The 24,208-nt window shown below is 54.5% G+C and carries 22 protein-coding genes; 8 read left to right on the plus strand and 14 right to left on the minus strand.

Features of this window, described 5'->3' with window-relative positions:
• Nucleotides 1-5 precede the first annotated feature (5 nt).
• The 11 genes from EAW52_RS11725 to EAW52_RS25945 form a co-directional block, all read right to left on the minus strand.
• Nucleotides 6-1,208: an SfnB family sulfur acquisition oxidoreductase gene (locus EAW52_RS11725; protein WP_122042524.1), complete on the minus strand. Its 1,203-nt coding sequence runs from the start codon at nt 1,206-1,208 to the stop codon at nt 6-8.
• Between the two features lie 3 nt (nt 1,209-1,211).
• Nucleotides 1,212-2,450 (minus strand): SfnB family sulfur acquisition oxidoreductase, encoded by a 1,239-nt coding sequence (locus EAW52_RS11730; RefSeq protein ID WP_122042525.1) that lies wholly within the window; start codon nt 2,448-2,450, stop codon nt 1,212-1,214.
• A gap of 169 nt (nt 2,451-2,619) precedes the next feature.
• Complete coding sequence (locus tag EAW52_RS11735; RefSeq protein ID WP_256680787.1) at nt 2,620-3,456, minus strand: ABC transporter substrate-binding protein; 837 nt, start codon at nt 3,454-3,456, stop codon at nt 2,620-2,622.
• Between the two features lie 59 nt (nt 3,457-3,515).
• Nucleotides 3,516-5,501, minus strand: coding sequence for a Fe(3+)-hydroxamate ABC transporter permease FhuB (gene fhuB / locus EAW52_RS11740; RefSeq protein ID WP_122042526.1), 1,986 nt, complete (start codon nt 5,499-5,501; stop codon nt 3,516-3,518).
• A 44-nt stretch (nt 5,502-5,545) separates the two neighbouring features.
• Entirely contained in the window at nt 5,546-6,316 is a 771-nt protein-coding gene (locus tag EAW52_RS11745; protein WP_244322578.1) for an ABC transporter ATP-binding protein, read from the minus strand.
• Complete coding sequence (locus EAW52_RS11750; protein WP_122042527.1) at nt 6,297-7,073, minus strand: siderophore ferric iron reductase; 777 nt, start codon at nt 7,071-7,073, stop codon at nt 6,297-6,299. Before EAW52_RS11750 ends, EAW52_RS11745 begins: the two co-directional genes overlap by 20 nt.
• Before the next feature lie 203 nt (nt 7,074-7,276).
• A complete protein-coding gene (locus EAW52_RS11755; protein ID WP_122044787.1) occupies nt 7,277-8,476 on the minus strand; it encodes an MFS transporter in 1,200 nt (399 codons plus the stop codon).
• A 279-nt stretch (nt 8,477-8,755) separates the two neighbouring features.
• Entirely contained in the window at nt 8,756-9,508 is a 753-nt protein-coding gene (tcyN, locus tag EAW52_RS11760) for an L-cystine ABC transporter ATP-binding protein TcyN (protein WP_122042528.1), read from the minus strand.
• A 3-nt stretch (nt 9,509-9,511) separates the two neighbouring features.
• On the minus strand, nt 9,512-10,180 hold the full coding sequence (tcyL, locus tag EAW52_RS11765) for a cystine ABC transporter permease (RefSeq protein ID WP_122042529.1): 669 nt from the start codon (nt 10,178-10,180) through the stop codon (nt 9,512-9,514).
• Nucleotides 10,177-10,965 carry a cystine ABC transporter substrate-binding protein gene (tcyJ, locus tag EAW52_RS11770; protein WP_122042530.1) on the minus strand — a complete coding sequence of 263 codons (789 nt, stop codon included), beginning with the start codon at nt 10,963-10,965 and terminating at the stop codon, nt 10,177-10,179. Before tcyJ ends, tcyL begins: the two co-directional genes overlap by 4 nt.
• 166 nt (nt 10,966-11,131) lie before the next feature.
• Nucleotides 11,132-11,296: a hypothetical protein gene (locus tag EAW52_RS25945; RefSeq protein ID WP_010798332.1), complete on the minus strand. Its 165-nt coding sequence runs from the start codon at nt 11,294-11,296 to the stop codon at nt 11,132-11,134.
• A gap of 224 nt (nt 11,297-11,520) precedes the next feature.
• On the opposite strand from EAW52_RS25945, the gene EAW52_RS11775 reads away from it, so the two are divergent.
• The 7 genes from EAW52_RS11775 to thpR all read left to right on the plus strand — a co-directional run bounded on the left by EAW52_RS11775 (nt 11,521) and on the right by thpR (nt 18,875).
• Nucleotides 11,521-12,777: an alpha/beta fold hydrolase gene (locus EAW52_RS11775; RefSeq protein ID WP_256680788.1), complete on the plus strand. Its 1,257-nt coding sequence runs from the start codon at nt 11,521-11,523 to the stop codon at nt 12,775-12,777.
• 188 nt (nt 12,778-12,965) lie between these two features.
• A complete protein-coding gene (locus tag EAW52_RS11780) occupies nt 12,966-14,177 on the plus strand; it encodes an amino acid deaminase (protein ID WP_218567944.1) in 1,212 nt (403 codons plus the stop codon).
• A 53-nt stretch (nt 14,178-14,230) separates the two neighbouring features.
• A complete protein-coding gene (locus tag EAW52_RS11785; RefSeq protein WP_122042532.1) occupies nt 14,231-15,580 on the plus strand; it encodes a gluconate:H+ symporter in 1,350 nt (449 codons plus the stop codon).
• Entirely contained in the window at nt 15,580-16,440 is an 861-nt protein-coding gene (locus EAW52_RS11790; RefSeq protein ID WP_122042533.1) for a MurR/RpiR family transcriptional regulator, read from the plus strand. Before EAW52_RS11785 ends, EAW52_RS11790 begins: the two co-directional genes overlap by 1 nt.
• A gap of 2 nt (nt 16,441-16,442) precedes the next feature.
• Nucleotides 16,443-17,903: an amidohydrolase family protein gene (locus EAW52_RS11795; RefSeq protein ID WP_122042534.1), complete on the plus strand. Its 1,461-nt coding sequence runs from the start codon at nt 16,443-16,445 to the stop codon at nt 17,901-17,903.
• Nucleotides 17,904-17,912: 9 nt separating this feature from the next.
• Nucleotides 17,913-18,302 (plus strand): RidA family protein, encoded by a 390-nt coding sequence (locus EAW52_RS11800; protein ID WP_122042535.1) that lies wholly within the window; start codon nt 17,913-17,915, stop codon nt 18,300-18,302.
• Nucleotides 18,303-18,359: 57 nt separating this feature from the next.
• Entirely contained in the window at nt 18,360-18,875 is a 516-nt protein-coding gene (thpR, locus tag EAW52_RS11805) for an RNA 2',3'-cyclic phosphodiesterase (RefSeq protein ID WP_122042536.1), read from the plus strand.
• 73 nt (nt 18,876-18,948) lie between these two features.
• On the opposite strand, the gene EAW52_RS11810 is transcribed toward thpR, so the two are convergent.
• Nucleotides 18,949-19,557, minus strand: coding sequence for a PH domain-containing protein (locus EAW52_RS11810; protein ID WP_010798324.1), 609 nt, complete (start codon nt 19,555-19,557; stop codon nt 18,949-18,951).
• Between the two features lie 362 nt (nt 19,558-19,919).
• Nucleotides 19,920-21,053 carry a tyrosine-type recombinase/integrase gene (locus tag EAW52_RS11815; protein WP_256680789.1) on the minus strand — a complete coding sequence of 378 codons (1,134 nt, stop codon included), beginning with the start codon at nt 21,051-21,053 and terminating at the stop codon, nt 19,920-19,922.
• Between the two features lie 366 nt (nt 21,054-21,419).
• Between EAW52_RS11815 and EAW52_RS11820 the strand changes: the two genes are divergently transcribed.
• Nucleotides 21,420-23,600 carry a bifunctional diguanylate cyclase/phosphodiesterase gene (locus tag EAW52_RS11820; RefSeq protein ID WP_122042538.1) on the plus strand — a complete coding sequence of 727 codons (2,181 nt, stop codon included), beginning with the start codon at nt 21,420-21,422 and terminating at the stop codon, nt 23,598-23,600.
• 47 nt (nt 23,601-23,647) lie between these two features.
• Here the strand turns inward: EAW52_RS11820 and EAW52_RS11825 are convergent, their stop codons facing one another.
• A complete protein-coding gene (locus EAW52_RS11825) occupies nt 23,648-24,202 on the minus strand; it encodes a hypothetical protein (protein ID WP_122042539.1) in 555 nt (184 codons plus the stop codon).
• Nucleotides 24,203-24,208 lie beyond the last annotated feature (6 nt).

A 24,208-nucleotide genomic window follows, 5' to 3' on the forward strand; every position in this document is an offset into this window, starting at 1 on the left:
CAACCTCAGAGGTAGCTGCGTCGGGGCGGCAGGGTATCGTTCAGGTAGTAGTCGCCAATGGCGTGATATTTCCAGCGCACGGGGTCATGCAGGGTATGTACACGTGCATTACGCCAGTAACGATCAAGCCCATGCTCTGCCAGACTGGCCCTGGCACCACCCAGCTCAATGAGTTTATTACCAGCCAGTAGAGAGGCCTCTGTACTCAACGCACGCGCCTCAGCGATCGCAATGGAGGCGGCAGCTACGGTGTCTGCGGTCGGACCTTGCTGCGCCTTATCGAGTGCCTCTCCAGCCCGCTCAAGCAAGGCCTCCGCGGCGGCAACACGTATGGCCAGCCGACCTATGTCACTGATCGTCAGGGGGTCTTCGTAGGCATGCTCAACACCGGAATCGGGCCAGGGACGTGCCTGTTCATGGACAAAAAGAAGGGCATGCTCATAAGCACCTCGCGCAATGCCTGTATCGATCGCTGCGTGTAACAGCTGGGCAAAAGGGCCTACCGTAGTAGGGCGCTCGAATGCTGTCTGAAAGGGTACGACCTCATCAGCCGTTACCGCGACATTATCCAGCACGACCGAGCCGCTGCCTGTGGTCCGCTGCCCAAAGCCAGACCAGTCATCAATGACGGTTACGCCCTCACGGGTGCGCGGGATAAAGGCCAGCCGCTGCTTGCCTTCGTCATCCACAACCGAGGTGGGGATGCGCTGAGCATACAGTGCGCCGGTTGCATAGAACTTGCGCCCGTTGACCTTGAAACCGTCCCCGTCAGATATGAGACGGGTAGTGCGGTCCAGTACCGTCTTGGTGCCAATCTCGGCCAGTGCATTGCCGTAGTGGGCACCCGCCAGCACCTCGGTATACAGCTTGCGCTGCTGTTCAGCACTGCCATTTACCCGCAGCACTTCCAAGGCGTAGTAGTGATTTTGCGGTATCTGGCCCAGGGAGCCATCTGCCGCAGCAATAATAGCGATGACCTTGGCAAGCGTTACGCTGGAGACTTCAGCACCTCCCTGCGCTTTGGGTACTGTAATGGCCCAGAGCCCGGACTGGGAGAACTGCTCCAATTCACTCCACGGCAGCGTCCGATGTTGATCCCGCTGAGCGGCGTCTTGCTTGAAAAGGGTGGCCAGCTCGGTAGCAATCATTAATGCCTGTTCATCACTTTCGATCCGGTCGGCAATACCGTGCAATACAGGTGCATTCATGGCTCAGATCCAGGCGTGGCGGGCAGGGGATATGCCATTCAAGTGATAATTGCCAATGGCATGTACTTTCCAGCGCACAGGGTCATGAAGGGTATGCGTCCGTGCGTTGCGCCAATGTCGGTCAAGGTTGAACTCAGCTAGCGTGGCTCGGCTGCCAGCCAGCTCGAAGAGTTTTTCACTTGCGGCTAGCGCAATCTCAGAGGTCAGTACCTTGGCCTGGGCTACTGCGATTGAGGCTTGAGCAGCCTGCAATTCATCAACAGGCTGGTCCTTAAAGGAATCAAGCACTTCGGCTGCCTTTTGCAGTAGCGCCTCAGCTGCATGCAGTTCAACTTCTAGCCGTCCAACCTCTGCAATCAGATAAAGCTCATTTCGTGCTTTAGTAATACCAGCCTCAGGCCAGGGTCTAGTTTTACCAACAACAAACCACCTCAAGTCAGCCAAAGCAGACAGGGCTATGCCTGCATCGATGGCTGCATGGATCAGCTGCGCGTACGCACCTTGTAAGGAAGGCTTAGTGCTTAGCAATCCGATCGGAATAATGTCTTCTGCGGGGAGACGAACATTATTGAGAATGACTGTTCCGCTTGCTGTGGTGCGCTGTCCAAAGCCGGACCAGTCATCAATGATTCGAAGCCCCGGTGTTCCGCGCCGGACGAACGCCATGACTTGTCGTCCGGTTTCATCCAATGCCTTGACGGTTACCCAATGGGCAAACAGGGCACCTGTCGAATAAAACTTTTCGCCGTTCAAGCGGAAGTGATCACCTTCGGATGTCAGGCGCGCTTTCAGGTCCAATGTATGTTTGCTGCCGCGCTCGGGGCCTGCATTGCCTATTCTCCAGCCAGCCAACACACTTTCGAATAGACGCTGCTGTTGCTCGGCGGACGCTACGCTTCGAATGACATTGAGAATGCTGAAATGATTTTGGGGAATTTGAGCCAGTGCTGGATCAGCCTTGGCAATGATCTTGAAGATTTCAGCAATCGTTACAAAGGAAACCTGAGGGCCTCCAAAGGCTCTGGGAACGAATACGCTACCCAGACCGCTGGTAGTAAAACGCTCGATTTCGGCCCAGGGAAGTTTGCGCTCCTGATCACGCAGCGATGCTTCTTGCGCAGCGAAACGGGCTAGCTCATGAGCAGCAGCAATGGCTTCGGCGTCGGTAGTGAGAATACGGGCAGGGTAGACGGGTGGAGCTACATCCTGGTCGTTATCAAGAAGGGTATCTGGCTTGAGCATACGGCCTCGCAATGAGCAATGCCGGCCAGATCCACAGCGGAGCCGGACCGACAGATGAAAAATCAGTGCAGGTCCGGTGATCCGGTAAATAGACGTTAAAGGAATTTAAAAAGAGTTATAAATACTTTCGAGCTATAAGCTTAGAGCGAGCTTAAGAGCAGAAAGCTCGTTACTCAGGCTGTAAGGTCAGGAGCGCGTCTACAAGCGACTCAGCCAGATATTCCACCGAAAAAACACCGCCATAAGTCCAGGTTGAGCGGACCGTAGCAAATCGACGTGCTTGCACGAATGGCATAGCCTGCCAGAGGCGGGTAGGAAAGAGTTTGTCTTCCTGGGCAAACGGCTCGATATGCAGTACAGCGCCTTCACGTATTTTCCCCAACTCACTGATAGGTTTCTGTGTGATACCCCAGGCAGTGGCTGGCAATGGGTAGGCAGGCTGAAGATGCAGTAGGTTCATGGCATATTGGGGCATGGAGTTGTCGCCATACACATAAGCCACCGCCGGCGTAGAAAAGCGAATCACCGTGACCTTCGGAGGTTCGCCATTGAAGTGCTCCAGCAGCCGCTGCCTTAGTTCAGCAATATGGCGATCCATTTCCGCCAAGCGCTGCTGTGCCTGATCGAGGCGATTAAACTGCTTGGCCAGAGTCAGATAATTTTGCCGTGCGGTTTCGTAATTGTTGTGATCCTGTCGATAGCTGTCGAATGACTCTACCGGGGCGATCCGTTCAAGCTTGCCACGTAGATCTTCAAGAGCCGGGCTGGAGATGATCAGGTCTGGCTTGAGTTCGGCCAAGAGCTCAAGATTGGGCTCGACACGGCTTCCAGCATTGAGAGCCGATGATGGCAAAGCAGGGCGCACGACCCACACCTTGTAGTCATCGGCGTCCGCTACCGCCAAGGGCGTGATCCCCATTTCGACCAAATGCTCAGCCGCTTCCCAGGTGAGCGCGACTACCCGCTGCGGTGTTTCGGCTGCGTGAGCGAGTGCAGAGCCGATCATTAAGAGTCCGGTTAGGACCCAACGGAGCAGGCTGGGACTGATTTTATGCTTGAGCAACCCTACGCGCCTCGCTGTCTGGCTAACAAAATAATGAAATAGACTCCACACAGAACGGACGCCACAATGCCTACCGGCATCTGAAGCGGATAGATCATGACGCGGCCTATCCAATCGGCAACAAGCATCAAGACGCTACCCAGCGTGGTGGCGAGCAAGAGTTGAGGCAGGACTTTCCTGGCACCCAGGATGGCTGCAATATGCGGTGCCAGCAGGCCCAGAAAGGCGACCGGCCCCATTACGCTGGTCACGAGCGCGCACATCAGCGAAACCAGAACCAATAGCACGATACGTAGGCGCGTCAGATTCAGGCCGCGACCAAGGGCCACGCCGTCACCTATCGAAATCAGCGACAGGCCTCGATGGAACAATAGACTGACCCCTCCGATAAGCAGAACGCCTACACAAAGTCCGACAGACTGGCTGGCCGAAACCCGGTAGGTCGAACCTGCCAACCAGCCCATGATGGCGAAGGAGTCTGCTGTCCCCTTGGCCAGGGCAAATTGAAGGATGGCGTCCAGCAATGCCATCAGGGAGATGCCTACTAATGCCAGCATGCCCGGTGCGTATTGGTGCCGGCGACCAAACAGAAGCAGTACAGCTAAGACCAGCATGCTCCCGGCAAAAGCCGCCAATGGCCCGCCTGCAGTCTGGATAGTCCCACCCATGACAAACGCACTTATGAGAAGGGCCAGCGTTGCCCCAGCGGAAAGGCCAAGAATGTCCGGACTCGCCAAAGGGTTGCGCAGCAGACGTTGAAGAATGACGCCTGCAATCGCCAGTCCGAATCCTGCCGAGGCGGCCGTTAGCGTCCGCGGCCAGCGAAAGGACCAGACGAGGGAGGAGGGCCAGTTCAATTGCCATCCTTGGGCGCCCGGCGCCAAGCATAGGGTCAGTAATACAATCGCCAGGGCAATGCCCAGAATAATTACCCAGCCTGATGTGGTGATTCTCCGGTCGCTATTGCCTGGGAGCATCAGTCCACGCTGATCTTCTGCCGACATTTTGCGGCGCGAAAGCCATAAGAGTGCCGGTGCACCTATCAATGCGGCCGCGGCTCCGCTGGGAATCAGGTTGATCGTCCATTGACTGGCGAGCACAGCCAGTGCATCGGTTGTCAGCAGTAGAACAGCTCCCAGCAGCGTGCTGTAAAGCAGCTCATCAAAGGCGGTACGAGCGCCGAACAACCGCGCAAGATTAGGTGTGAGCAGACCAATGAATCCAATCAGGCCGACCGCGGTAATGGAAACGGATGTGAGCCACAGTGAGGCGAGAAACAGCATCAACATAACCGGCCATAAATTCATGCCGCGTGCTTGTGCGCCTTCACTGCCCAGGCGCAGCAGGGTCAACGGTCGCTGGGCAAAGGCCAGGACAAGCAGACCGACCGCCAGCTTGGGCAGCAGCCAGATGACCCATTGCCAGTCCATTTGCGCCAGATCGCCAGCCCCCCAGAGGAAAAGATTCCGGGCGTACTGATCGTTGAGCAATACGAGCCCCGAGGCCAGCGCTCCTAGAAGAAGATTCATGGCCATACCGGCCAAAACGATTGGAAGACCAGCAATACCAGATCGCCCTGCAATCAACAGGACAATGCCTACTGCAGCCATTGCGCCCAGTAGCGCGGCCCATTCACCATGATCGGCAGCCAGGGTTGGTGCAATCAGCGTGGCACAAACCAGTCCCAACCATGCCCCTGAGGCCGACCCGATAGTCATGGGTGAAACCAGACGATTTTGCGTCAATTGCTGAAGAAGACTGCCTGATAAGCCCAACGCTGCCCCAACCAGAAGACCCATTACAACCCGCGGCAGAGCCGAGTCACGGAATTGCAGCAGCGTGAAATCCTGGCTGACTGCATCGAACAATGCATGCCACTGCTGACCTAACGACAGCGGTGAAGCAATCTGCAGGTGTACGAGCAGTACCAGAAGCAATGACAGTAGCGTGAGCGGATAACGCAGAAGACCTGGTGCAGTAGATAACATGTTTCTGGACGGGACGCCCGTCCCGGTGCGGGTAACGTGCATCTTCAGGCGACAACCGCAATCTTGCGCTGCGCCGCAGGCTGCTCAATGAGTTGAATATCGATCTCGTACAGCTCGGATAGCAAACGACTGGACAACAAGGCCTGTGGCGTCCCGTCAAAGAACAGCCGACCCTGCTTGAGGGCAACGATACGGTCGGCATAACGTGTAGCCAGATTGATGTCGTGCAGAATGACGACAATTCCGCGGCCGGTCTTCTGGTTCAGCTCATGTAAAAGGCCCATCAGCTCATACTGATGGGAGAGGTCCAGGGCCGATGTGGGTTCATCTAGCAGAATCAGTGGCGATTCTTGGGCTAGCAGCATCGCAATCCAGGCCCGTTGCCGTTCGCCGCCGGAAAGGGTGTCGGTCAGGTGATCGGCATAATGTGCCACATCGGTTTGTTGCATGGCTCGCTCGATGATCGTCAGATCTTCACGCTGCCAGCGGCCTAACAGACCGCGCCAGGGAAAACGGCCCAGGCGCACCAGTTCACGTACTGTAAGCCCGGCGACTTCCGGCAACCGCTGAGGCAGAAAGGCAATCAGCCGCGCAAATTCCCGCTGGCTCAACCGTGCGATGGGCTGGTCATCCAGCTCGATCCTGCCACTGTCGGGCACGGTCTGACGCGCCAGCAGGTTCATCAATGTCGACTTGCCGGAACCGTTATGCCCTAGAATGACTGTCAGCTCATTTCCGGCAAGCCGCAGCTGGTCCAGACTCAGAATGAGTCGTCCGCCGCGGTTGACGCGGATATCAGTGAGTTGCAGCTTCAAGGGTTAACTCCTGTCGTAAACGGGCAATGCGCTCTTCCTGCTTGAGCTTGGGGCAGGTGCTGCATAATTCGCCATCTGCGCGGCGGAAGTGTTGGCAGCAGACCTTGCGTCCAAGCGCCAGCCGCTCTTGTCCGTCGTCAAGCGCAATGCAGATCAGCTCGCTGTTGTCCTTGAGGCCCAGCGCTTCTAGCCACATACCTTCCAGCACACGCATACGGGTGTTGCATAGCGTTTCGCGCAGGTTGTTCTGCACATAGAGAAGGGCTGCCAGCACACAGTCTGCTGCCAGACGGCGGGCCATTTTCGGGTTGAGCTTGAAAACCGTGCCTGCTTCTTCCAGCTGCCGTTCGCAAAGGTTCTGTAATTGCTTGGCGGCGACACGAATCAACGTGTCCTGGTCGGCGATATAGGGACAATGATCATGCAGGTAAAACCCTGCCACGAACCCGTGGTGTACGCGCTGGGCAAACTGATCGAGAGAAGGAGCACATCGACCGAGGTGGACACCCAGAATCGTCAGGTAGATCGGCTGCCAGACCATGAGCGTCCAGCTACGCGCTGACCAGTAATGGGGGCCGGCCTCCGGATGGGCCTGCTGCCAATGGTCATAAAGCGCTGCAATGCGCACATGGTTTTTGGCACTGCCGCAGGCGAGGTCATCCGGGCCTGCAGGGCCTATCGTTCCCTTGAGCCCTAAATAGGAAAGGGCGGAAAGATCCAGCAGGCGGGTAAGATCAGTCTTTACCTGAATCGTCATACGTCGGACCCAGAACGAGGTTAGATGTCATCTCCCGAACGTCTGGTTCGGCCGTTCGGGAGGACATGCTCGGAAATGCCGATTTAAACACTTAAATACAAATGCATCAAATTATCATTAGCAATCCAGGTGTCACATTTCGCTAGATTGCGATGAGCGGAACAGGGTGAGCGGTGGCAGAGGGTTGCCACCGCCTCAACCATTTACGCCTTGGCCGCTGTTGCAGCCTTGTTGGGCGCTTTAACCAGTAGCGGAAAGAGAACTGCCGTGAGCAGCAGGCCGGCTGCGCCTACCCAGAACGGCGTAGAAAGCGTGAAATGGCTGACGAGAAGCCCAGCGCCATAGGATGAACACATGACACCCAGACTTTGGAAAAAATTGACCTTGCTGAAGTCCACAGCATACGCCTCGGGCTTGCTCATCTCGAACATGAGCGCATCCAGGCGCACCGTGACCTGATACAAGGCCCAGCCGAACAGCAGACGGCCTCCTAGGATGGCCACTTCGTTTTCAACGCCCTGAATGAAAATACCGCAGACGCCAAGCAGCAGGGCGGACAGGATACCTTCCCAGGCCTGGCCTTGTTGGCTGGCTCGCTTGCTCCACCAGAGTGCAACTAGCGCTACAGCGCCTGGCAGCGAATAGACGAAGCCGGTGACGAGCTCATTTTCCAGAGCGGAAACCTGTTGCCAGTAAACCGAGAAGAACGGTCGAATGACATAGGCACTGAAGTAGAACAGCAACATGATCAGACAGAGCTTGTAAATGATCAGGTGGCTACCTGGTTTGGCGATAGGCACTTCGGCTGCAGATTGTTCCGGGGTTTCGCTGGAGGCTGGAGCTTCTCCCGAAGCGGGAGGTTTGTCTCGCATCAGACGCATACAGATCGCCATCTGAATGAAGTCGCCCAGCGCCATGATCAGGAACACTTCGCCCATTTCCAGCGCCTGGAGAACCAGCCCGCCCACAGCGGCGCCAAAGATGGCTCCGAAATGCACCACAACCGACAATGTGCCAATGGTTCGCGTGTGGCTTTCCTTGGCTTCCAGACTCATCACATAGGGATACATCAAGAGATAGCTGCCCTTGAAGACCACCATGCCTAGTGAGACAACCCAGAACAAGGGCAGGGAGTCGATGGTATAGCAGCATACGCTGAGCAGCCCCGCAGCCAACTGTGTCCAGATCAGGATCCGAATAGGATGCACCCGCTTGGCCAGTTTGGCCCAGAGAGGAAAGGCAAACATGACAACAACGCAAATAGCAGCCAGGTAGGCACCGACCTGCTCGGGACGAGGATCGTCAAAACGGCTAGCAAAGTATTGCGGATAAAACGGAATGAGCATGTTATCGCCAATAACTGCCAGGGCCGTCATGGCAATGAGGCAAAAACGTAAATTCATAGCGAACGGGCTCAGCCAGCTGAAAAGGCCGCAAATCATGCATGCGGATCAACAAGAAAGCGACTGTTTGATTATGCGTATTCTTTGCATTCTCGATTACAAGCCGTTACAAGCATCGAAAGCGATATAGTCATGAATTAAATATGTTTATCGTTTAAATGCACTGACTAGCTCGAAACAGCGCCAAGTAATCTTGGGCCACCTCGGTTAATAGGCTGTTCCAGCTATTAACCGAGGTGGCCCGACAAGCAGTGACCAACAGGCCACAGAGGTTAGCGCCTAACCTTCATGACTTCTGAATTTGCTCAAGAATCGTTGCGTCCGTTCTTCCTGGGGATCGGCAAACAGCTCCTTAGCTTCTCCTTGTTCCACGATCACGCCCTGATCGACAAACAGCACGCGATGCGCCACGTCACGGGCGAAGCTCATCTCGTGCGTCACGATTACCATGGTCCGCTGCTCATTGGCCAAGTCACGAATGACTGTCAGCACCTCACCGACCAGCTCAGGATCAAGGGCTGACGTGGGCTCATCGAAGAGAATAACCTCGGGCTGCATCGCCAGCGCACGGGCAATGGCAACGCGCTGCTGCTGTCCGCCGGATAGCCGTCTGGGATACGCATCTTCCTTGCCCGCCAGGCCTACCTTCGCCAGTAATGCCCGGCCCCGGGCTTCGGCGGATTCCCTGGCCTCCCGTTTGACCACAATCGGCCCTTCGATCACGTTTTCCAGAGCCGTACGATGAGGAAAAAGGTTAAAACTTTGAAATACGAAGCCGGCGCGTTGGCGGAGCGCCCGAATCTGGCTCTGCTGCGAGTTCAGGTTCTGACTTGCATCAATAGAGATATTCGCAACGCGGATACGGCCTTTATCGGGCGTTTCAAGAAGATTCAGGCAACGAAGCAGGGTAGTCTTGCCGGAGCCACTGGGGCCAATAATGGCAACGACTTCGCCCGCTGCTACATCCAGATTGATCCCCTTGAGCACCGGCTGGCCATTGAATGACTTGGTCAGGTTACGTACTTCAATCATGACTCAACGCTCCTGATCATGCCGGTTTACCCGATTTTCCAGCGTGTTCTGCAACGCCGCCAGGGTGCTGGCCAGAACCCAGTAGATCAATGCTGCCGTTAGATACATGCTGAAGATTTCAAAGGTACGCGCCGTAATGAGCTGCGCTTGGCGAAACATCTCTGGGACCTGAATGGTAGCCGCAAGAGAGGTATCCTTTACCAGCGAAATGAAGCTGTTACCTAAAGGTGGGAGCGCCGTACGGGCTGCCTGAGGAAGGATGGTCCTACGCAGTGTCTGTGTCCGTGTCATGCCAATGCTGGCAGCCGCCTCCCATTGTCCTCGGTCAATCGAGGCAATGGCTGCCCTCAGAATCTCACAGATGTAAGCGGCCATATTCAGCGAAAAACCCACGAGCGCAGCGGGCAGAGGATCTAGCTGAATGCCCAGCTCAGGCAAGCCGTAATAGATCATGAACAGTTGCACGAGCAGTGGGGTGCCTCGAAAGAAGGACACGTATACCCGCGCTACTGCGCGCACTACCATGCTTTGGCTAAGCCGCATCAGTGCCAGAAAGAACCCCAGCACCAGCCCGAAAAACATGCCGCCCAGACTGAGTAGTACAGTCCAGACAGCACCTTTGAGCAGAAACGGAAGCGAATCCAGTATCAGTTGAAGGCTGGATTCGCTCATTGAGTGACGTCAGCCTTGAACCACTTCTGTGAGAGCTTGGCCAGCGTGCCATCAGCTTTCATCTTGGCAATGGCTTGGTCGATGGCGGCATGGAATTCGGGATTTCCCTTGCGCTCGGCCACGCCCGACTCCTGACGATTGAACGGTTCGCCTGCCGGTACAAACTGGTTGCCGGTTTTAGCAGCCATTTCAAAGGCGGCCAGTCGGTCTACCAGAACGGCATCGATCCGACCTACACGCAGGTCCTGAAACTTGGTTGGGTCGTCTTCATAAGTGCGAACATCAGCCTGTGGTACGTTTTCCTTGAGCCATTGCTCATAATTGGTACCAAGACCAACACCCACCTTCTTGTTGGCCAAGTCTTCCGGCTTCTTGATGGTGTCCTGCTCGTTCTTGCGAGTCATTGCCTGGACACCGGAGATCGTATAGGGCGTCGAAAAATCATATTTTTTCTTGCGCTCTTCGCTAATGGTGACCTGATTGATCACCACATCCAGACGCCTGGAATCCAACGCGGCCAATAAACCATCCCATTTGCCCGGCTGGATTTTTGGCTGTACGCCCATTTCTTTGGCCAGCGCCTGGGCAAACTCGACTTCAAAACCGGTCAGCTTGCCGTTTTCATCCTGGTAACTGAAAGGAGGGTAAGTACCCTCAAGCCCAATCACCAGCGTACCGCGCTGCTTGACTTCCTTTAACAGGTCTTCTGCATGGGCATTAACGGAGATACCGAGTGCCAGAGCCAGGCTTGCAAACGTGAAATAACGACGCAGAGCGGTTCTCATGTTCTTATTCCATAATGTAAGGATCTAGAACTATAAGATTACACAAGTGGGCTAATAAAATAGCTTCCGGCGCTATAGATATAGCAAAAAGCTTTAATCAGGAGATTAGCGTGCGGCTGATCAGGTGCAGCCGCAGCGGGAGAAGTACCGTTTAACTCAAGAGCAATCAGCCAAGATTGGCTTCCAGCTCAACGGCTTCCTCAGTCTCTTCCGAGATTTTCTGTCTGATGCCGCGCGCCAGTTCGAGAAAATCGTCACGCTGCATGTCCAGCGATGCCAGAGCACATTCCAGGTCTTGCTTAACTGTCATTTCCGCTTGATCAAGCGACATAATGCAACCTCAGTCCTTTTCCTGTTTGGATATACAGTATTCCAAGCGAAGCGGTACGACAAGCAAAAACAGGATAGACGGTCTTCGGTTTTTTAACTGTGCGAGCCTTCGCACTCCTATTTCTGGTACGGCGCAGCAGGTCAAAAGGGCATTGATCAAACGATGAGTCGTCGTCGCTGTCTTGCATAAAAGCCGTCCCATAAACTCTGCAGAGAGACAGTACGATGTCATTCAGAGCAAGACCTGTTCATGAACGTAGAGGACTGCTCAGAGCAACTCTGCTGGTCAGTGCCCAGTTGTTACTAGTGGGAATAGAGTCAGCCAAGGCTCAAGAGTCTTGGGATTCGGGGGACGGTGGCGTTTCAACGTTCTATCGGTGGGATAAACCTATTCCAACCGCTGCAGGTGAGTTGCTGCGCAGTGAGCCACTTCCCCCACAAAATCGGTTGGAGGATGCAGAAGGGCAGTTTCGTATTCTTTACACGTCAGTGAGCGGTCTGGACAGCTCGCCCATTACGGTCTCTGGTCAGTTGTTCGTTCCCAAAGGGCGACCGCCTGGGGGAGGGTGGCCGTTGCTTGCGTGGGCTCATGGAACGGTAGGCGTGGCCGATGTCTGCGCGCCGTCCTGGAATGAAGCACCAACCGTTTACAAAGATTACTTGAATCGCTGGCTTAAGCAGGGTTACGCCATTGTCGCGACGGATTATGAGGGGCTTGGCACGCCCGGTTTGCATCCCTACCTGACCAAACGCTCTGAGGCCTACGGTGTGCTCGATAGTATCCGCGCCGTTACAGATGGACGATATCCTATCGCCAACAAGGTGATCGTGGCAGGACAGTCCCAAGGGGGCGGGGCGGCCTTTGCGACGGCCGGATTTGCCAAGGAGTATGCGCCGGAGCTGGATATCAAGGGCACGATAGTCACAGGTATACCGTATCTGACGGAAAGAACGATGACCGTCTCGGGGGTAGATCCTAACCAGGTGGATCCCGGTATTGCCTATATGTTTTACGTAGCTCTGGTTGCCCATCAGAGGCAGCCAGTAACCGATGCTTCGACGCTGTTTACGCCAAAAGCCATGCCGTTATTCGAAAAGGCCGCCCGCTTGTGTGTGGGCACCTTGGCACGAGAGGTCATGCAGGCGGGCCTCACTCAGGCTAATACGGTTCAACCCGAGGCGGTAAAGACGATGGCCAAGATTCTTTTGCCTCAATATCGCTTCAATACCTTGAAGCTGGACCAGCCCTTGTTTGTCGGAACCGGCGATGCGGACCGGGATGTTCGTCCAGAGGGGCAGCAGCTACTGGTTCGGGAGGCCTGCAATGCCGGTACGACAATTGAGGCTCATGTATATAAGGGCGAAGGCCATTCAGGGGCTTGGCTGGTCTCTCAAAAGGATGCATTGAGCTTTGCTCACAAAGTCATGACAGACGAGCCCATTGTCTCTACATGCCCTGCCAAAAGCACAATCTCTCCCTAAATACGACCTGTTTTTATCCAATAACGGCATCAGGTCTTCTGCTTATGAAATTAGTTTTCACAATCAATTGATAAAACCTCGCTTCGGTGTATGTTGCTTTCAAAAAGCCAGGCAGGGGAATCGCCGTGAAGCTTCACCATGCTGCATCTGAACAAGTCGATGGACTCGGAAAAGGTCTCGGTTCGTTAGTGGGTACTGTCTCCACCCAAGAAGTTGCCGCCTCAGGGTGGGATATCTTGAAGGAGGACGTGAGTCTGCCTGTTGCGGTACTGCGGGAACAGCGTATCGAGCATAACCTGCAGTGGATGAAGCAGTTCATGGAGCGATACGGCGTACGGCTTGCGCCGCATGGTAAAACCACCATGAGCCCGGCATTGTTCAAGCGGCAAATGGAGGCGGGGGCCTGGGGTATTACGCTCGCCACTGCACCACAGGTTCGCGTTGCGTTTACCCACGAGATACGGCGTGTGCTAATGGCCAATCAGCTGGTTGGCCAAGCCAATATGGCCCTGATTGCCGATCTGCAAGAGGCCGATCCCGGTTTCAGCTTTTGCTGTGTAGTTGATTCCCCTCAGAACGTCGAAAGCCTGGGGCGTTACTTCAGCGGGAGAGGTCAGCGTCTCAGGGTTCTACTCGAATACGGCGTATCAGGTGGGCGAACTGGGGTGCGTAATGAGGAGCAGGAAAAGGCAGTGCGAGACGCCATTTCACACTGGCCACACGCATTGGCCCTGGTAGGGGTTGAGGTCTACGAGGGGGTCCTGAAAGAGGAGGCCGAAATCCGTGATTTTCTTAAGCAAACCGTAGCAAGGACGCGTGCCATAGCTGATGAAAGCGGGTTTGCCGAGCCTCGCATTATTCTGTCAGGCGCTGGGTCTGCCTGGTTCGATCTGGTTGCCGAGGAGTTTGCGCTTCCTCAGACGGGGCTGCCTTTGGATATTGTGTTACGCCCCGGCTGCTATCTCACCCATGACGTAGGTATATACAAAGCGGCCGAGGCACGTATTCAAGCCAATAACCCTGTTGCACAGGAAATGCAGCGCAGCCTTCTGCCCGCCCTGCAGCTGTGGGCCTATGTGCAATCACGACCCGAGCCGGGTCGCGCCATCATTGCACTGGGCAAGCGTGATGCGGCGTTCGATGCCGGTTTCCCTGTTCCCACGCTGCATTTTCGGCCCGGTCATTCCGCCTCTCCAATGGAGGCGCCTGCAGCCTGGAAGGTCAGCGCCATGATGGATCAGCATGCCTTTATGGACGTACCACCCGAGGCGGATCTGCAGGTAGGGGACATGCTGTGTTTCGATATTTCTCATCCATGTCTCACGTTCGATAAATGGAAGCAGCTCCTCCTGGTAGATGAGCAATACCGTGTCACCGGAGCCGTCGCTACTTATTTCTAACAATGACGTTGTGCCGTCCAGCCTTGGACGGACTCAGACACGAGGAATGCTCGATGACGCCTTCTATCGGGTTCTGGCTTCTGATCTATGCCGTAGTAGCCATCATTGCGTTGATTGTCTTGATTGCGCGGTATCGGCTGAATCCCTTTATCGTGATTACCCTGGTATCGGTAGGACTGGCTCTGGTCGCCGGTATGCCAGCCAATACGATTGTTGCCTCTTATGAGGCCGGTGTCGGCAAGACGCTTGGTCATATCGCCCTGGTCGTGGCATTGGGCACCATGCTCGGCAAGATGATGGCCGAGTCAGGCGGCGCAGAGCAGGTCGCTCGTACCCTGATTGCCAGGTTCGGCGAGCGCAATGCCCATTGGGCGATGGTCTGCATTGCCTTTCTCGTGGGGCTGCCCCTGTTTTTTGAAGTGGGCTTCGTGCTGCTGGTTCCTATCGCTTTTACCGTGGCCCGCCGTGTAGGTGTCTCTATCCTGATGGTAGGTCTGCCCATGGTCGCGGGGTTGTCGGTTGTGCATGCGCTCGTTCCGCCGCATCCTGCTGCCATGCTGGCCGTGCAGTCCTATCATGCCTCGGTAGGGCAGACGCTCTTCTATGCGGTTCTCGTAGGTATTCCGACGGCTATTCTTGCCGGACCGGTCTACGCCAGGTTCATCGTTCCAAAGATTCAGTTACCAGCCGAAAACCCACTGGCCGAGCAGTTTACCGAGCGTGAGCCTCGTAAACAGCTGCCTGGTTTTGGCGTCACAATCGGTACGATTATCCTGCCCGTTGTGCTGATGTTGATGGGTGGCTGGGCCAACCTGATTTCAACGCCGGGCAGCGTCTTCAATCAGTTTCTGCAATTTATCGGCAACTCCGTGATTGCACTGCTGGTTGCCACATTGGTGAGTTTTTGGACGTTAGGGCTGGCTCAAGGCTTCAACCGCGATGCGATCCTGAAATTTACCAATGAATGCTTGGCTCCAACGGCAACGATCACATTACTGGTAGGCGCTGGTGGAGGGCTAAACCGAATCCTTATCGATGCCGGTGTGACCACCGAAATCGTTGGACTGGCCCGGGAATTCAACCTGTCACCTCTGATGATGGGGTGGCTTTTTGCTGCACTAATGCGCATTGCCACCGGCTCGGCCACGGTCGCCATGACCACGGCTTCAGGCATCGTCGCGCCTGTTGCGTTAGGGTTAGGCTATCCACACCCTGAACTGCTGGTTCTGGCTACCGGGGCAGGGTCGGTCATCTTTTCCCATGTAAATGACGGCGGGTTCTGGTTGATCAAGGAGTATTTCAACATGACGGTAACCCAGACGTTCAAGACGTGGACCGTATTGGAAACATTGATCTCCATCATCGCCTTTCTTCTGACATTGGCATTGGCGGCTGTACTGTAATGGATATTCTGTATCAAATTCGTGCACGTCTTGAGCATATGAGTGCAGGCGAACAACGTATCGCTCGCCTGATCCTGGAGGATGTGCCGTTCGCAGCCAGCGCCAGCCTGGACGAGCTGGCGACACGGGCTGAGGTCAGTAGTGCGACCTTGTCCCGCTTTGCCCGCAGCGCAGGGTGCAAGGACCTGCGGGACCTGCGCTTGCAGCTGGCTCAGGCCAGCGGTGTTGGAGCGCGGTTTCTGGGCCGAACACACGCACCGGAGCATTCTGCATTCTTTGGCAATATCGTCAGTGACATTGAAGCAACGCTTCGCCAGCATCTGGCCCGTTTCGATGAGCAAACCTTTGCACGGGCGGTTGCACTCGTTCACGAGGCGCGCATGGTCTACGCCTTTGGTATGGGCGGTTGCTCCACGATCTTTTCGGATGAACTGCAATACCGGCTGGTTCGGCTGGGATATCCCATCGCGGCTTATCATGATCCGGTTCTGATGCGCCTGACAGCGGCCACGTTGGGCCAGGATCAGGTAGTGATTGCCTGCTCGATGACAGGCATAACGCCCGAACTTGTCGAGTCGTTGCAGCTGGCCAAGGGGTACGGCGCTCGCATTCTGGCCATTGCACCTGAAGCATCGCCGGTTGCCCAACTGGCTGATGTCGTACTGCCGCTGTTTCTGGCTGAAACAGACTTTATCTATAAACCTACCGCTGCCCGCTACGGAATGATGCTCGCCGTGGATATTCTGGCTACCGAGCTGGCATTGAGCGCACCTGAAGCGAATCAGGAACGCTTGCGGCGCATCAAGCTCGCCATGGACGACTACCGTGGCGGCGATGAGCGATTGCCGCTGGGAGACTGACAATGCCAACCTACGATGCTCTTATCCGCAATGCACAGGTGATCGATGGCAGCAACTCGCCGGGTTATCAGGCGGATATCGCTATACAGAACGGCCGAATAGAACAGATAGGATGCATAAGTGGGGCAACGGCAACCCATGAGGTTGACGCCGCGGGGAGGGTGCTTTCACCGGGCTTCATTGATGTTCATACCCATGACGATACCGTGGTGATCCGTCAACCGGAGATGCTGCCCAAGCTAAGCCAGGGTGTAACGACTGTTATCGTAGGTAACTGTGGCATTAGTGCTTCCCCCGTCAGTCTACGGGGCGAGCCGCCAGACCCAATGAACCTGTTGGGGCCAGCATCGGCCTTTGCCTATCCGACATTTGCCGATTACAAGTCAGCCGTCGAACAGGCGCGCCCAGGCGCAAACGTTGCTGCCCTCGTTGGGCATACAGCACTGCGCAGCAACCATATGGATGACCTTTATCGTACGGCAACGCCTGGAGAAATTGTTGCCATGCGGGCTCAGTTGCGTGAGAGTCTGGAGCAAGGTGCGCTGGGGCTTTCCACAGGGCTCGCTTATGCCTCGGCCTATGACGCAAGTACTGACGAAGTAATGGAACTGGCCTCAGAGCTGGACGCCTACGGAGCGGTATACACCACACATTTGCGTAGCGAATTCGAGCCTGTACTAGAGGCCTTGGACGAAGCGTTTCGTATCGGTCGTCATGCGAAGGCGCCCGTTATCGTCTCGCACCTCAAATGTGCCGGTGCAGGCAATTGGGGACGTAGTCCCCAGCTTCTTGCGGCGTTGGAGCAAGCTGCACGGGATCATCCAGTTGGGTGTGATTGCTATCCTTATTCGGCCAGTTCCTCAACGCTGGATCTCAAGCAGGTAACAGCTGATTTTCGCATCACCATTACCTGGTCTACACCCTATCCTGACATGAGCGGCCGCGACCTGAACGACATTGCAGAGGAGTGGGGCGTATCGCTACTGGATGCTGCCAAACGCCTGCAACCGGCCGGGGCAGTGTATTACGGGATGGATGAAAACGATGTGAGGCGCATTCTGGCTCATCCGCTATCAATGATCGGGTCGGACGGCCTACCCGAAGACCCATTCCCGCACCCTCGCTTGTGGGGCGCCTTTCCGCGAGTGCTGGGACATTACAGTCGCGACGTGGCCCTGTTTCCCCTGCATACCGCGGTACACAAGATGACCGGGCTTTCAGCGGCCCGTTTTGGGCTCTACAAGCGCGGATTAATCAAGGAAGGCTATTGGGCGGATCTGGTCTTGTTCGATCCCAAAACTGTACATGCCGCCGCCGATTTCAAAACGCCCAAGGTTGTCGCAGAGGGGATCGATGCTGTCTGGGTAAATGGAATCCTGTCGTATTCAGCTAAACAACTGACTCCCCATAGAAACGGTCGCTTCCTTTCCCGGCAAGGCGACCTGCGTACACACTTTAATTAGGAGGATGACATGTCAATTAAACGTTACGGTGTTGAGGGTGGTAGCGGGACAGGCGGGCAGCACCTGCCGTTTGCGCGCGCTGTTGAGGCTGATGGATGGCTCTACGTCTCGGGCCAGACCCCTATGGTCAACGGAGAGGTGGTCGAAGGCGGCATCGTCACTCAAACGCGCCAATGCCTGGATAACGTCATGGCCCTTCTCAAGGAAGCCGGCTACGGTCCAGAACATGTGGTGCGTTGCGGTGTATGGCTGGATGATCCTCGTGACTTCATGTCTTTCAACAGGATATTCAAGGAATATTTTGGCGAGCATCCGCCTGCACGCGCCTGTGTAGTGTCGAGCATGGTGATTGACTGCAAAGTCGAAGTGGATTGCGTCGCCTACAAAAAACCGGAATAAGGCTTCCGCTCCTGAGTCAGAGTGTTTGATCGCTCTGACTATAGGAATTCCATCATCATGCGTATGTTTTTTGCGTTGCCGTGCCCAGCCTCTGTGATTACACGTGTAGTCGCCTGGCGAAAGGAGCAGGGCATGGATGGGCGCCTGGTTCCTCCTGAAAATCTTCACATGACACTGGCTTTTCTGGGTGAAATTCCAGAAGAACAGATAGACGCGCTTATGGCTCTAGGCGATCACATACGCTTTGAGCCATGTACGGTCGTGCTTGATCGCGTCGAGCGTTGGCATCAGGGGCTTATCAGCATGATTGCATCCCAGACGCCTGTGCCGCTGGTGTCGCTGGTTGACGATCTAAACCGGGGACTGAAGAGCTTGGGCGTTCCGCTGGATCGCAGATCCTTTGTCCCACACCTGACGGCTGCACGTAAAAGCCGCTATCGGCCAAATGGACTACCGTCATTGGTGTGGCCAGTAGAGCGCTTTGCCTTGTTTATATCGGAAAGCAGCCAGGGAAGCGTGCAATACAGAGCTTTAAAAGAATGGACAGTAGCTGAAGGCAATCCGAGGGAATAGGGCGGTGATAGCTGCCGCCCATTACGCATTTTACTTTTTATGTAAACTTTATCTATTGCTGTTTGGCGAATATTTAAGCCTGGACATACTTACTGAATACAGCGCTGTAGTCATGGGTCATATAAGTCTCCAGCATCAATGTATTCAGCGTATCCAAGGTACCTGTGTATTGCTGGGTTATGTGTTCAGGCGATGCTGGGTTAGCAATCTTGTACATGGAGGCCGTCACATCCAGTACTTTTAGTGCATTGGCACGCTTGAGTTCTTCCAGGTGCTGAATCTTGCTGATCCCGATCAGAGACTTGTAGATGTCTTTGACCTGTTCAAGAAAGGTCTTTTTGATATCGATGCTGAAGGGTTTGCCGCCTATGACGAATTTCAGCTCGACATCTAGATCCACCGTGCCGGCCGTTTCAATCATGACGCTCTGAATACGCTCGCTGAGGTAATCGTAGCGTTTGATAGTGCGCTTGGACGATACCGCAGATTCGCCGTCCACATGAATCAACGCCAGATTGGTAAAGCAGTATTCATCCTTTTTCGATTTGATCAGAAAGAAAATCTTTTCACCGTCCTCGTGAAAGAGATAGTCGTCCGCATCGACTTTGTCGAAGTCTGCTGGTTTGATAATCGATCCGATGTCGCTTAATCCCAAAGCATCTGCTGCAAATCGTTTGAACATACCAGGCTTTCCTTGAGTGACAGGATAAGGCGCAACATCGAGGCTGCACGCACGCAGAAAAGGTTTACTGAACACGCAAAGTGAATTTCAGTTGGGCAGTTGTATCAGGCAGTAAGAAAAAGACAAGGCGTAGGAAGGCTCATTAACGAGGCAAGAAAATCTGTCTTGGCTTAACCGGATCCAGAGGAAGGTTTAAGACCCAAAACCCATGAAGGGGATAGAGGTGCCAGTGCTTGCTAATATATTATTTAACATAATATACATTATGCGAAGTTATGTATTCTGGATATGGAGCCATGGGCAGCGCCTTGAACGCTGCGAAACCCCATATGAGCTTTTTTAGCTTTTTATGGCTCACTTCTTTATTGATCTTTCAGGCGCCGCTGTTTACCAGACGCCGCTCGCTCCTGGTTAATGGCGTTGTAGTAAATGTCTTGCGTTGTACTCGCCTTGGCGTGGCCAAGATCTTCCTGCAGGTGTTTGAGTGGTCTGCTTGGTGCATCGTAGGTTGCGCTGGTGTGGCGTAACCAATGGGCGCTGGCTGCACGCAGATTGGATACTTCGTCTTCGCTGCGACCTTCCTGTTTCATTCGTACAAGCGCCGTGTCAAAGCATTCCTGTACCAGGTTGCGAATCTGCCGATCGGTCAGGCCGCCTTGCCCGTTGTGTTTGGTCAGTAGCGGCGCAGGATCTCCGGCATATGGCAGCGGCGTCAGATTGCGGAAGGCCCGGTAGCGCTTGAGATAGACCAGCATGTCATCACTGACCGAGATACGACGCTCCTTGTTGCCCTTGCCAATTGCAACGTACCACCAGGAACCGTCAGGGTCTTTCTGAAAGGCGTCCATGGTGGGAGACCAGCCGGGCCGCCCGGAAAGTTCGGAGATTCGCAGGTAGAGTGAAAACAGGGTCGCTATGATAAAGAGTGTACGCTCGTGCTTTTCAGGCTCCTCTGCAGCCATCCATTCCGCTGTTTCGATAACGAACTCCCATTGAAGGCGGTCAAGAACCTTGCCGCTGATAGCCTTGGCTTTCTTTTGAAAGAAGCGGCTCTTTTGCTTGATTGCCCGAAAGGGATTACCCACCAACACGTCCTGATCATTGAGGTAATCATAGAATGAGCTGCAGATTGCAAAGACTTGCTTGAGCGTACCCTGAGCCATTTCATAGCGTTCTGGGGTAGTGTCATCGTCGTCTCCTGTTTCGACAGCAAGCTTGCGTGAGGCTTTGTCACCCTGAATCCCAAAGGGACGCCACAACGGATTGGGCTCCATGCTGCCATCTTTCAGAATGAAGCGGCGACGAACAGAGGTGCCCACCCAGTCCTCGTCAGGCTCCTGACTGAATGCCAGGAACGCCTCGGCATCCTGGCGGCGGAGCGAAAGGATAGACCTCCCTTCCTTGATCCAGCTCCACAGAAGGAGACGCTCAACTTGGGTGCGATAGGCTTTGAATGTCGTTTCCCAGCCGGCATAAGAGCGCAGAAATTCACGCACATGAAAATAATCGTCTTTAGCCGGAATACTAGGCTCAAATCGTTTTAAGTAATTCAGGATAGACGTATGTTCTGCCTCATAAGACGTAGCGTTAAGCCCAAGAAAACTGGCATAAGTGTCAAATAAAGGCTGGGGTTTAGACGAGAAAAGCATTGAAATAACACTGAAAGGCAGGTTTTTTAGTATACCAATTTCCGATTACGTCCATAATCGGAAATTTGGCTTGTTTATAGGATTTTATAGAAGACACAAGTACTTACGAAAGCCGTCTCGTGCCGCTTCCAACGAACCGTTAAAGAACTAAGCTGTGTGAGATTGATCTCATTTTTATAGGCAAATGCCGTTCAGCTTTAAAGGTGGCTCGCCGTGGACTGGTTAGGTATTCATTTTCTCACAGATCTTCAGCAATCCGGCCTTTCGCCTGTCGAGCATAGCCACACTTCTCTATTGGTTGTCTTTTCCTATCTGATTGCAACTGCTGCCGGTTATACCGCGCTAAGTCTTGCTGATGTTGCGGTCGCGGATGATCGCCGAACGCGTATGCTGTGGCGCTGGATCGGTGCCTTTTGTTTGGGCGGCGGTATCTGGTCGATGCACTTCCTCGCCATGATGGCGTTCGTCATGCCGATCCCGGTGTATTACGACCATCGCCTTACAGCCCTTTCGCTGGTCATCGCTATCATGGCGTCCTTGCTGGCCATGGTCATGATTGGTCGCCCTGCTCTTACCGCCAAGCAATATATCGGCGCGGCGATCAGTATTGGCTTGGGGGTTACAGCCATGCATTACATCGGTATGGCCGCCATGCAATCTGCTGCGACGGCCTACTATGATCCCTGGCTATTCGTGCTTTCTATTGTGGTATCGATGTTGGCCAGCCTCGGATCGATGATGTTGATCTTGAAGCTACGCCAGCCGGACAACCCTGCTCCGCTCAAGTTGAAACTGGCGGCGAGTCTGGCGCTGGGTGCAGGTATTATCTCTATGCATTTCAGTGGTATGGCGGCCGTTACCTTTACCCTCCCCGCCGGCTCGACGTTTGACCCTGGTGCGCACGTTGACAATCACTCACCTTACCTAGGCATAGCGACGGCCTTTATTTCGCTGATTATTATCAGCTGCAGCCTGGTTGCGGTATGGGCAGGAAAGAAGCTGGAAAGCCAGCGTCGAGATCTTGAACGGGTCAACGCCCTGCTCCACGAACTCGATAGCACACAGGCTTCACTCCATAACATCGCTCATTTCGACGCCCTTACAGGTCTGCACAATCGCTATTCCTTCAACAAGGAAATCCAGATGCGGTTGGATGAACATGCGGCCCAAGGCACTTCCATGGCACTGCTGTTTCTGGATTTGGACAATTTCAAGCGGATCAATGATTCATTAGGTCATGATGCCGGTGATGAGCTGTTGCGTGTTGTGGCTCAGCGCCTGAAAAGTGCCCTGCGTGAGCGAGACCTGATTGCACGCCTGGGCGGTGATGAATTCTGCATTCTTGCCAACGTTGAAGAGAATTATGAGGCCGAGCTGTTGGGGCGCCGCATCCTGCAAAAGATGAAAGAGCCTATTATCCTGGCCGGTCGAAAAATGGTTATAACCACGTCCATTGGGGCCAGCCTATTCCCGCAGGATGCAACGACCGGTGAAGATCTCATGAAGCACGCCGATTTGGCCTTGTACAAATCCAAGGCTAATGGTCGCAACATGCTGTATTTCTTCCAGGAGCAGCTCAGGAGCAAAGCGTCTCTTGAGCTAAAGATGGAGGAAGAGCTACGACAGGCGTTGAGTCGTAATAATCTGACCGTGTATTACCAGCCCGTCTTTGACTTGAGTAGCGGCAAGGTTTGCCACGTAGAGGCATTGGTGCGTTGGCAGCACCCGGAACAAGGTCTCCTGCTGCCCGGTAACTTTATCGATATTGCGATAGCAAACGGGTTTATTGCCGATATTGATCGTTGGGTGGTTCGCCGAGCCTGTCGTGATATCAAGAAACTGCATCGGCAAGGCTTTAAGATTGGAGTTGCGGTCAACTGCTGTGTACGCAGTTTGGAGCGTGAAAGGCTCGTATCCGACGTTCAGGAAGCCTTGAGTCACGCACGTCTGGAGCCCCAATTTCTCGAACTTGAAGTAACCGAAAACGCGCTAATGGCCAACATTGACCAGGTTATCGGGCAGCTAAGGCAGCTGCGTGAGCTTGGCGTGCGGTTGTCCATTGACGATTTTGGTACAGGTTACTCATCACTGGCGTATCTGAGTCAGCTTCCCTTGGATGCCATCAAGGTGGACCGCTCGTTCATTCAGGATATTCCCAACAATGCGCGGGACCTTGATCTGGCGGAAGCCATCATTGCCATGGGACATAAATTGCATTTGAAAGTCATTGCCGAAGGCGTGGAAACCCAGCAACAGATTACCTTTCTGATCGATAACCAGTGCGACCTTGCCCAGGGATTTCTACCCAGTCGCCCTCTTCCCTTCGAAAAGCTTCAGGCGTTCTTGCTTGATGAGATAGGTAACAACGCATTTTCCCAGTCTCACCTCGCCTGAAATGACAAGGCCTGCTTTCAAGCAGGCCTTGTCATTTTAGTTTCTGATCACGCGCGGCTAGTATCTGCACGTGCATAACCGTTACCGATATCGGCTCGCATATCAGCCGGTGTTTCAAAGTCGCTTGCGGCACCACGCATGTCGCTTATTGACTTTGGAAAGCCGGATCGATTGCTGTAATCACGTATAGGCATGTGTCGTGGACGGTGGTGGCGCTCCGTGATGCCCCGTGTTGCCATGACATCGACCAACGCGGTAGCCAACACAACAGCCATCGCGATTTTCACGTTTCCCCGCTTGGGATTATCGGCATTCAGCCCCGTCGCCAATGTGGCCAGATCCAGGGCATCACCCGCTACACGGCTCCAGAGCGCAGGTGTAGGGTTGTCACTCAGCGCGCCGACACCACTGACAATCTCACGCACCCCATAGGCACGAACAATATTCTCCGACCCTTCCATACCCAAGGCGCGGGTCAATAGCCGTGGAGCAGCCAACTCCAGGAGACCAAGACCCAGGCTGTAAAAGCCGAGGCCACGGGCCAGCTTGTCTGAAGCGCCTAGAGATCGTTGGGGGGATGAAAATTTCTCAAGCATGGTCATAACCGT

Source organism: Pseudomonas sp. LTJR-52, assembly GCF_003691465.1.
In the GTDB taxonomy this organism is placed as follows: domain Bacteria; phylum Pseudomonadota; class Gammaproteobacteria; order Pseudomonadales; family Pseudomonadaceae; genus Chryseomonas; species Chryseomonas luteola.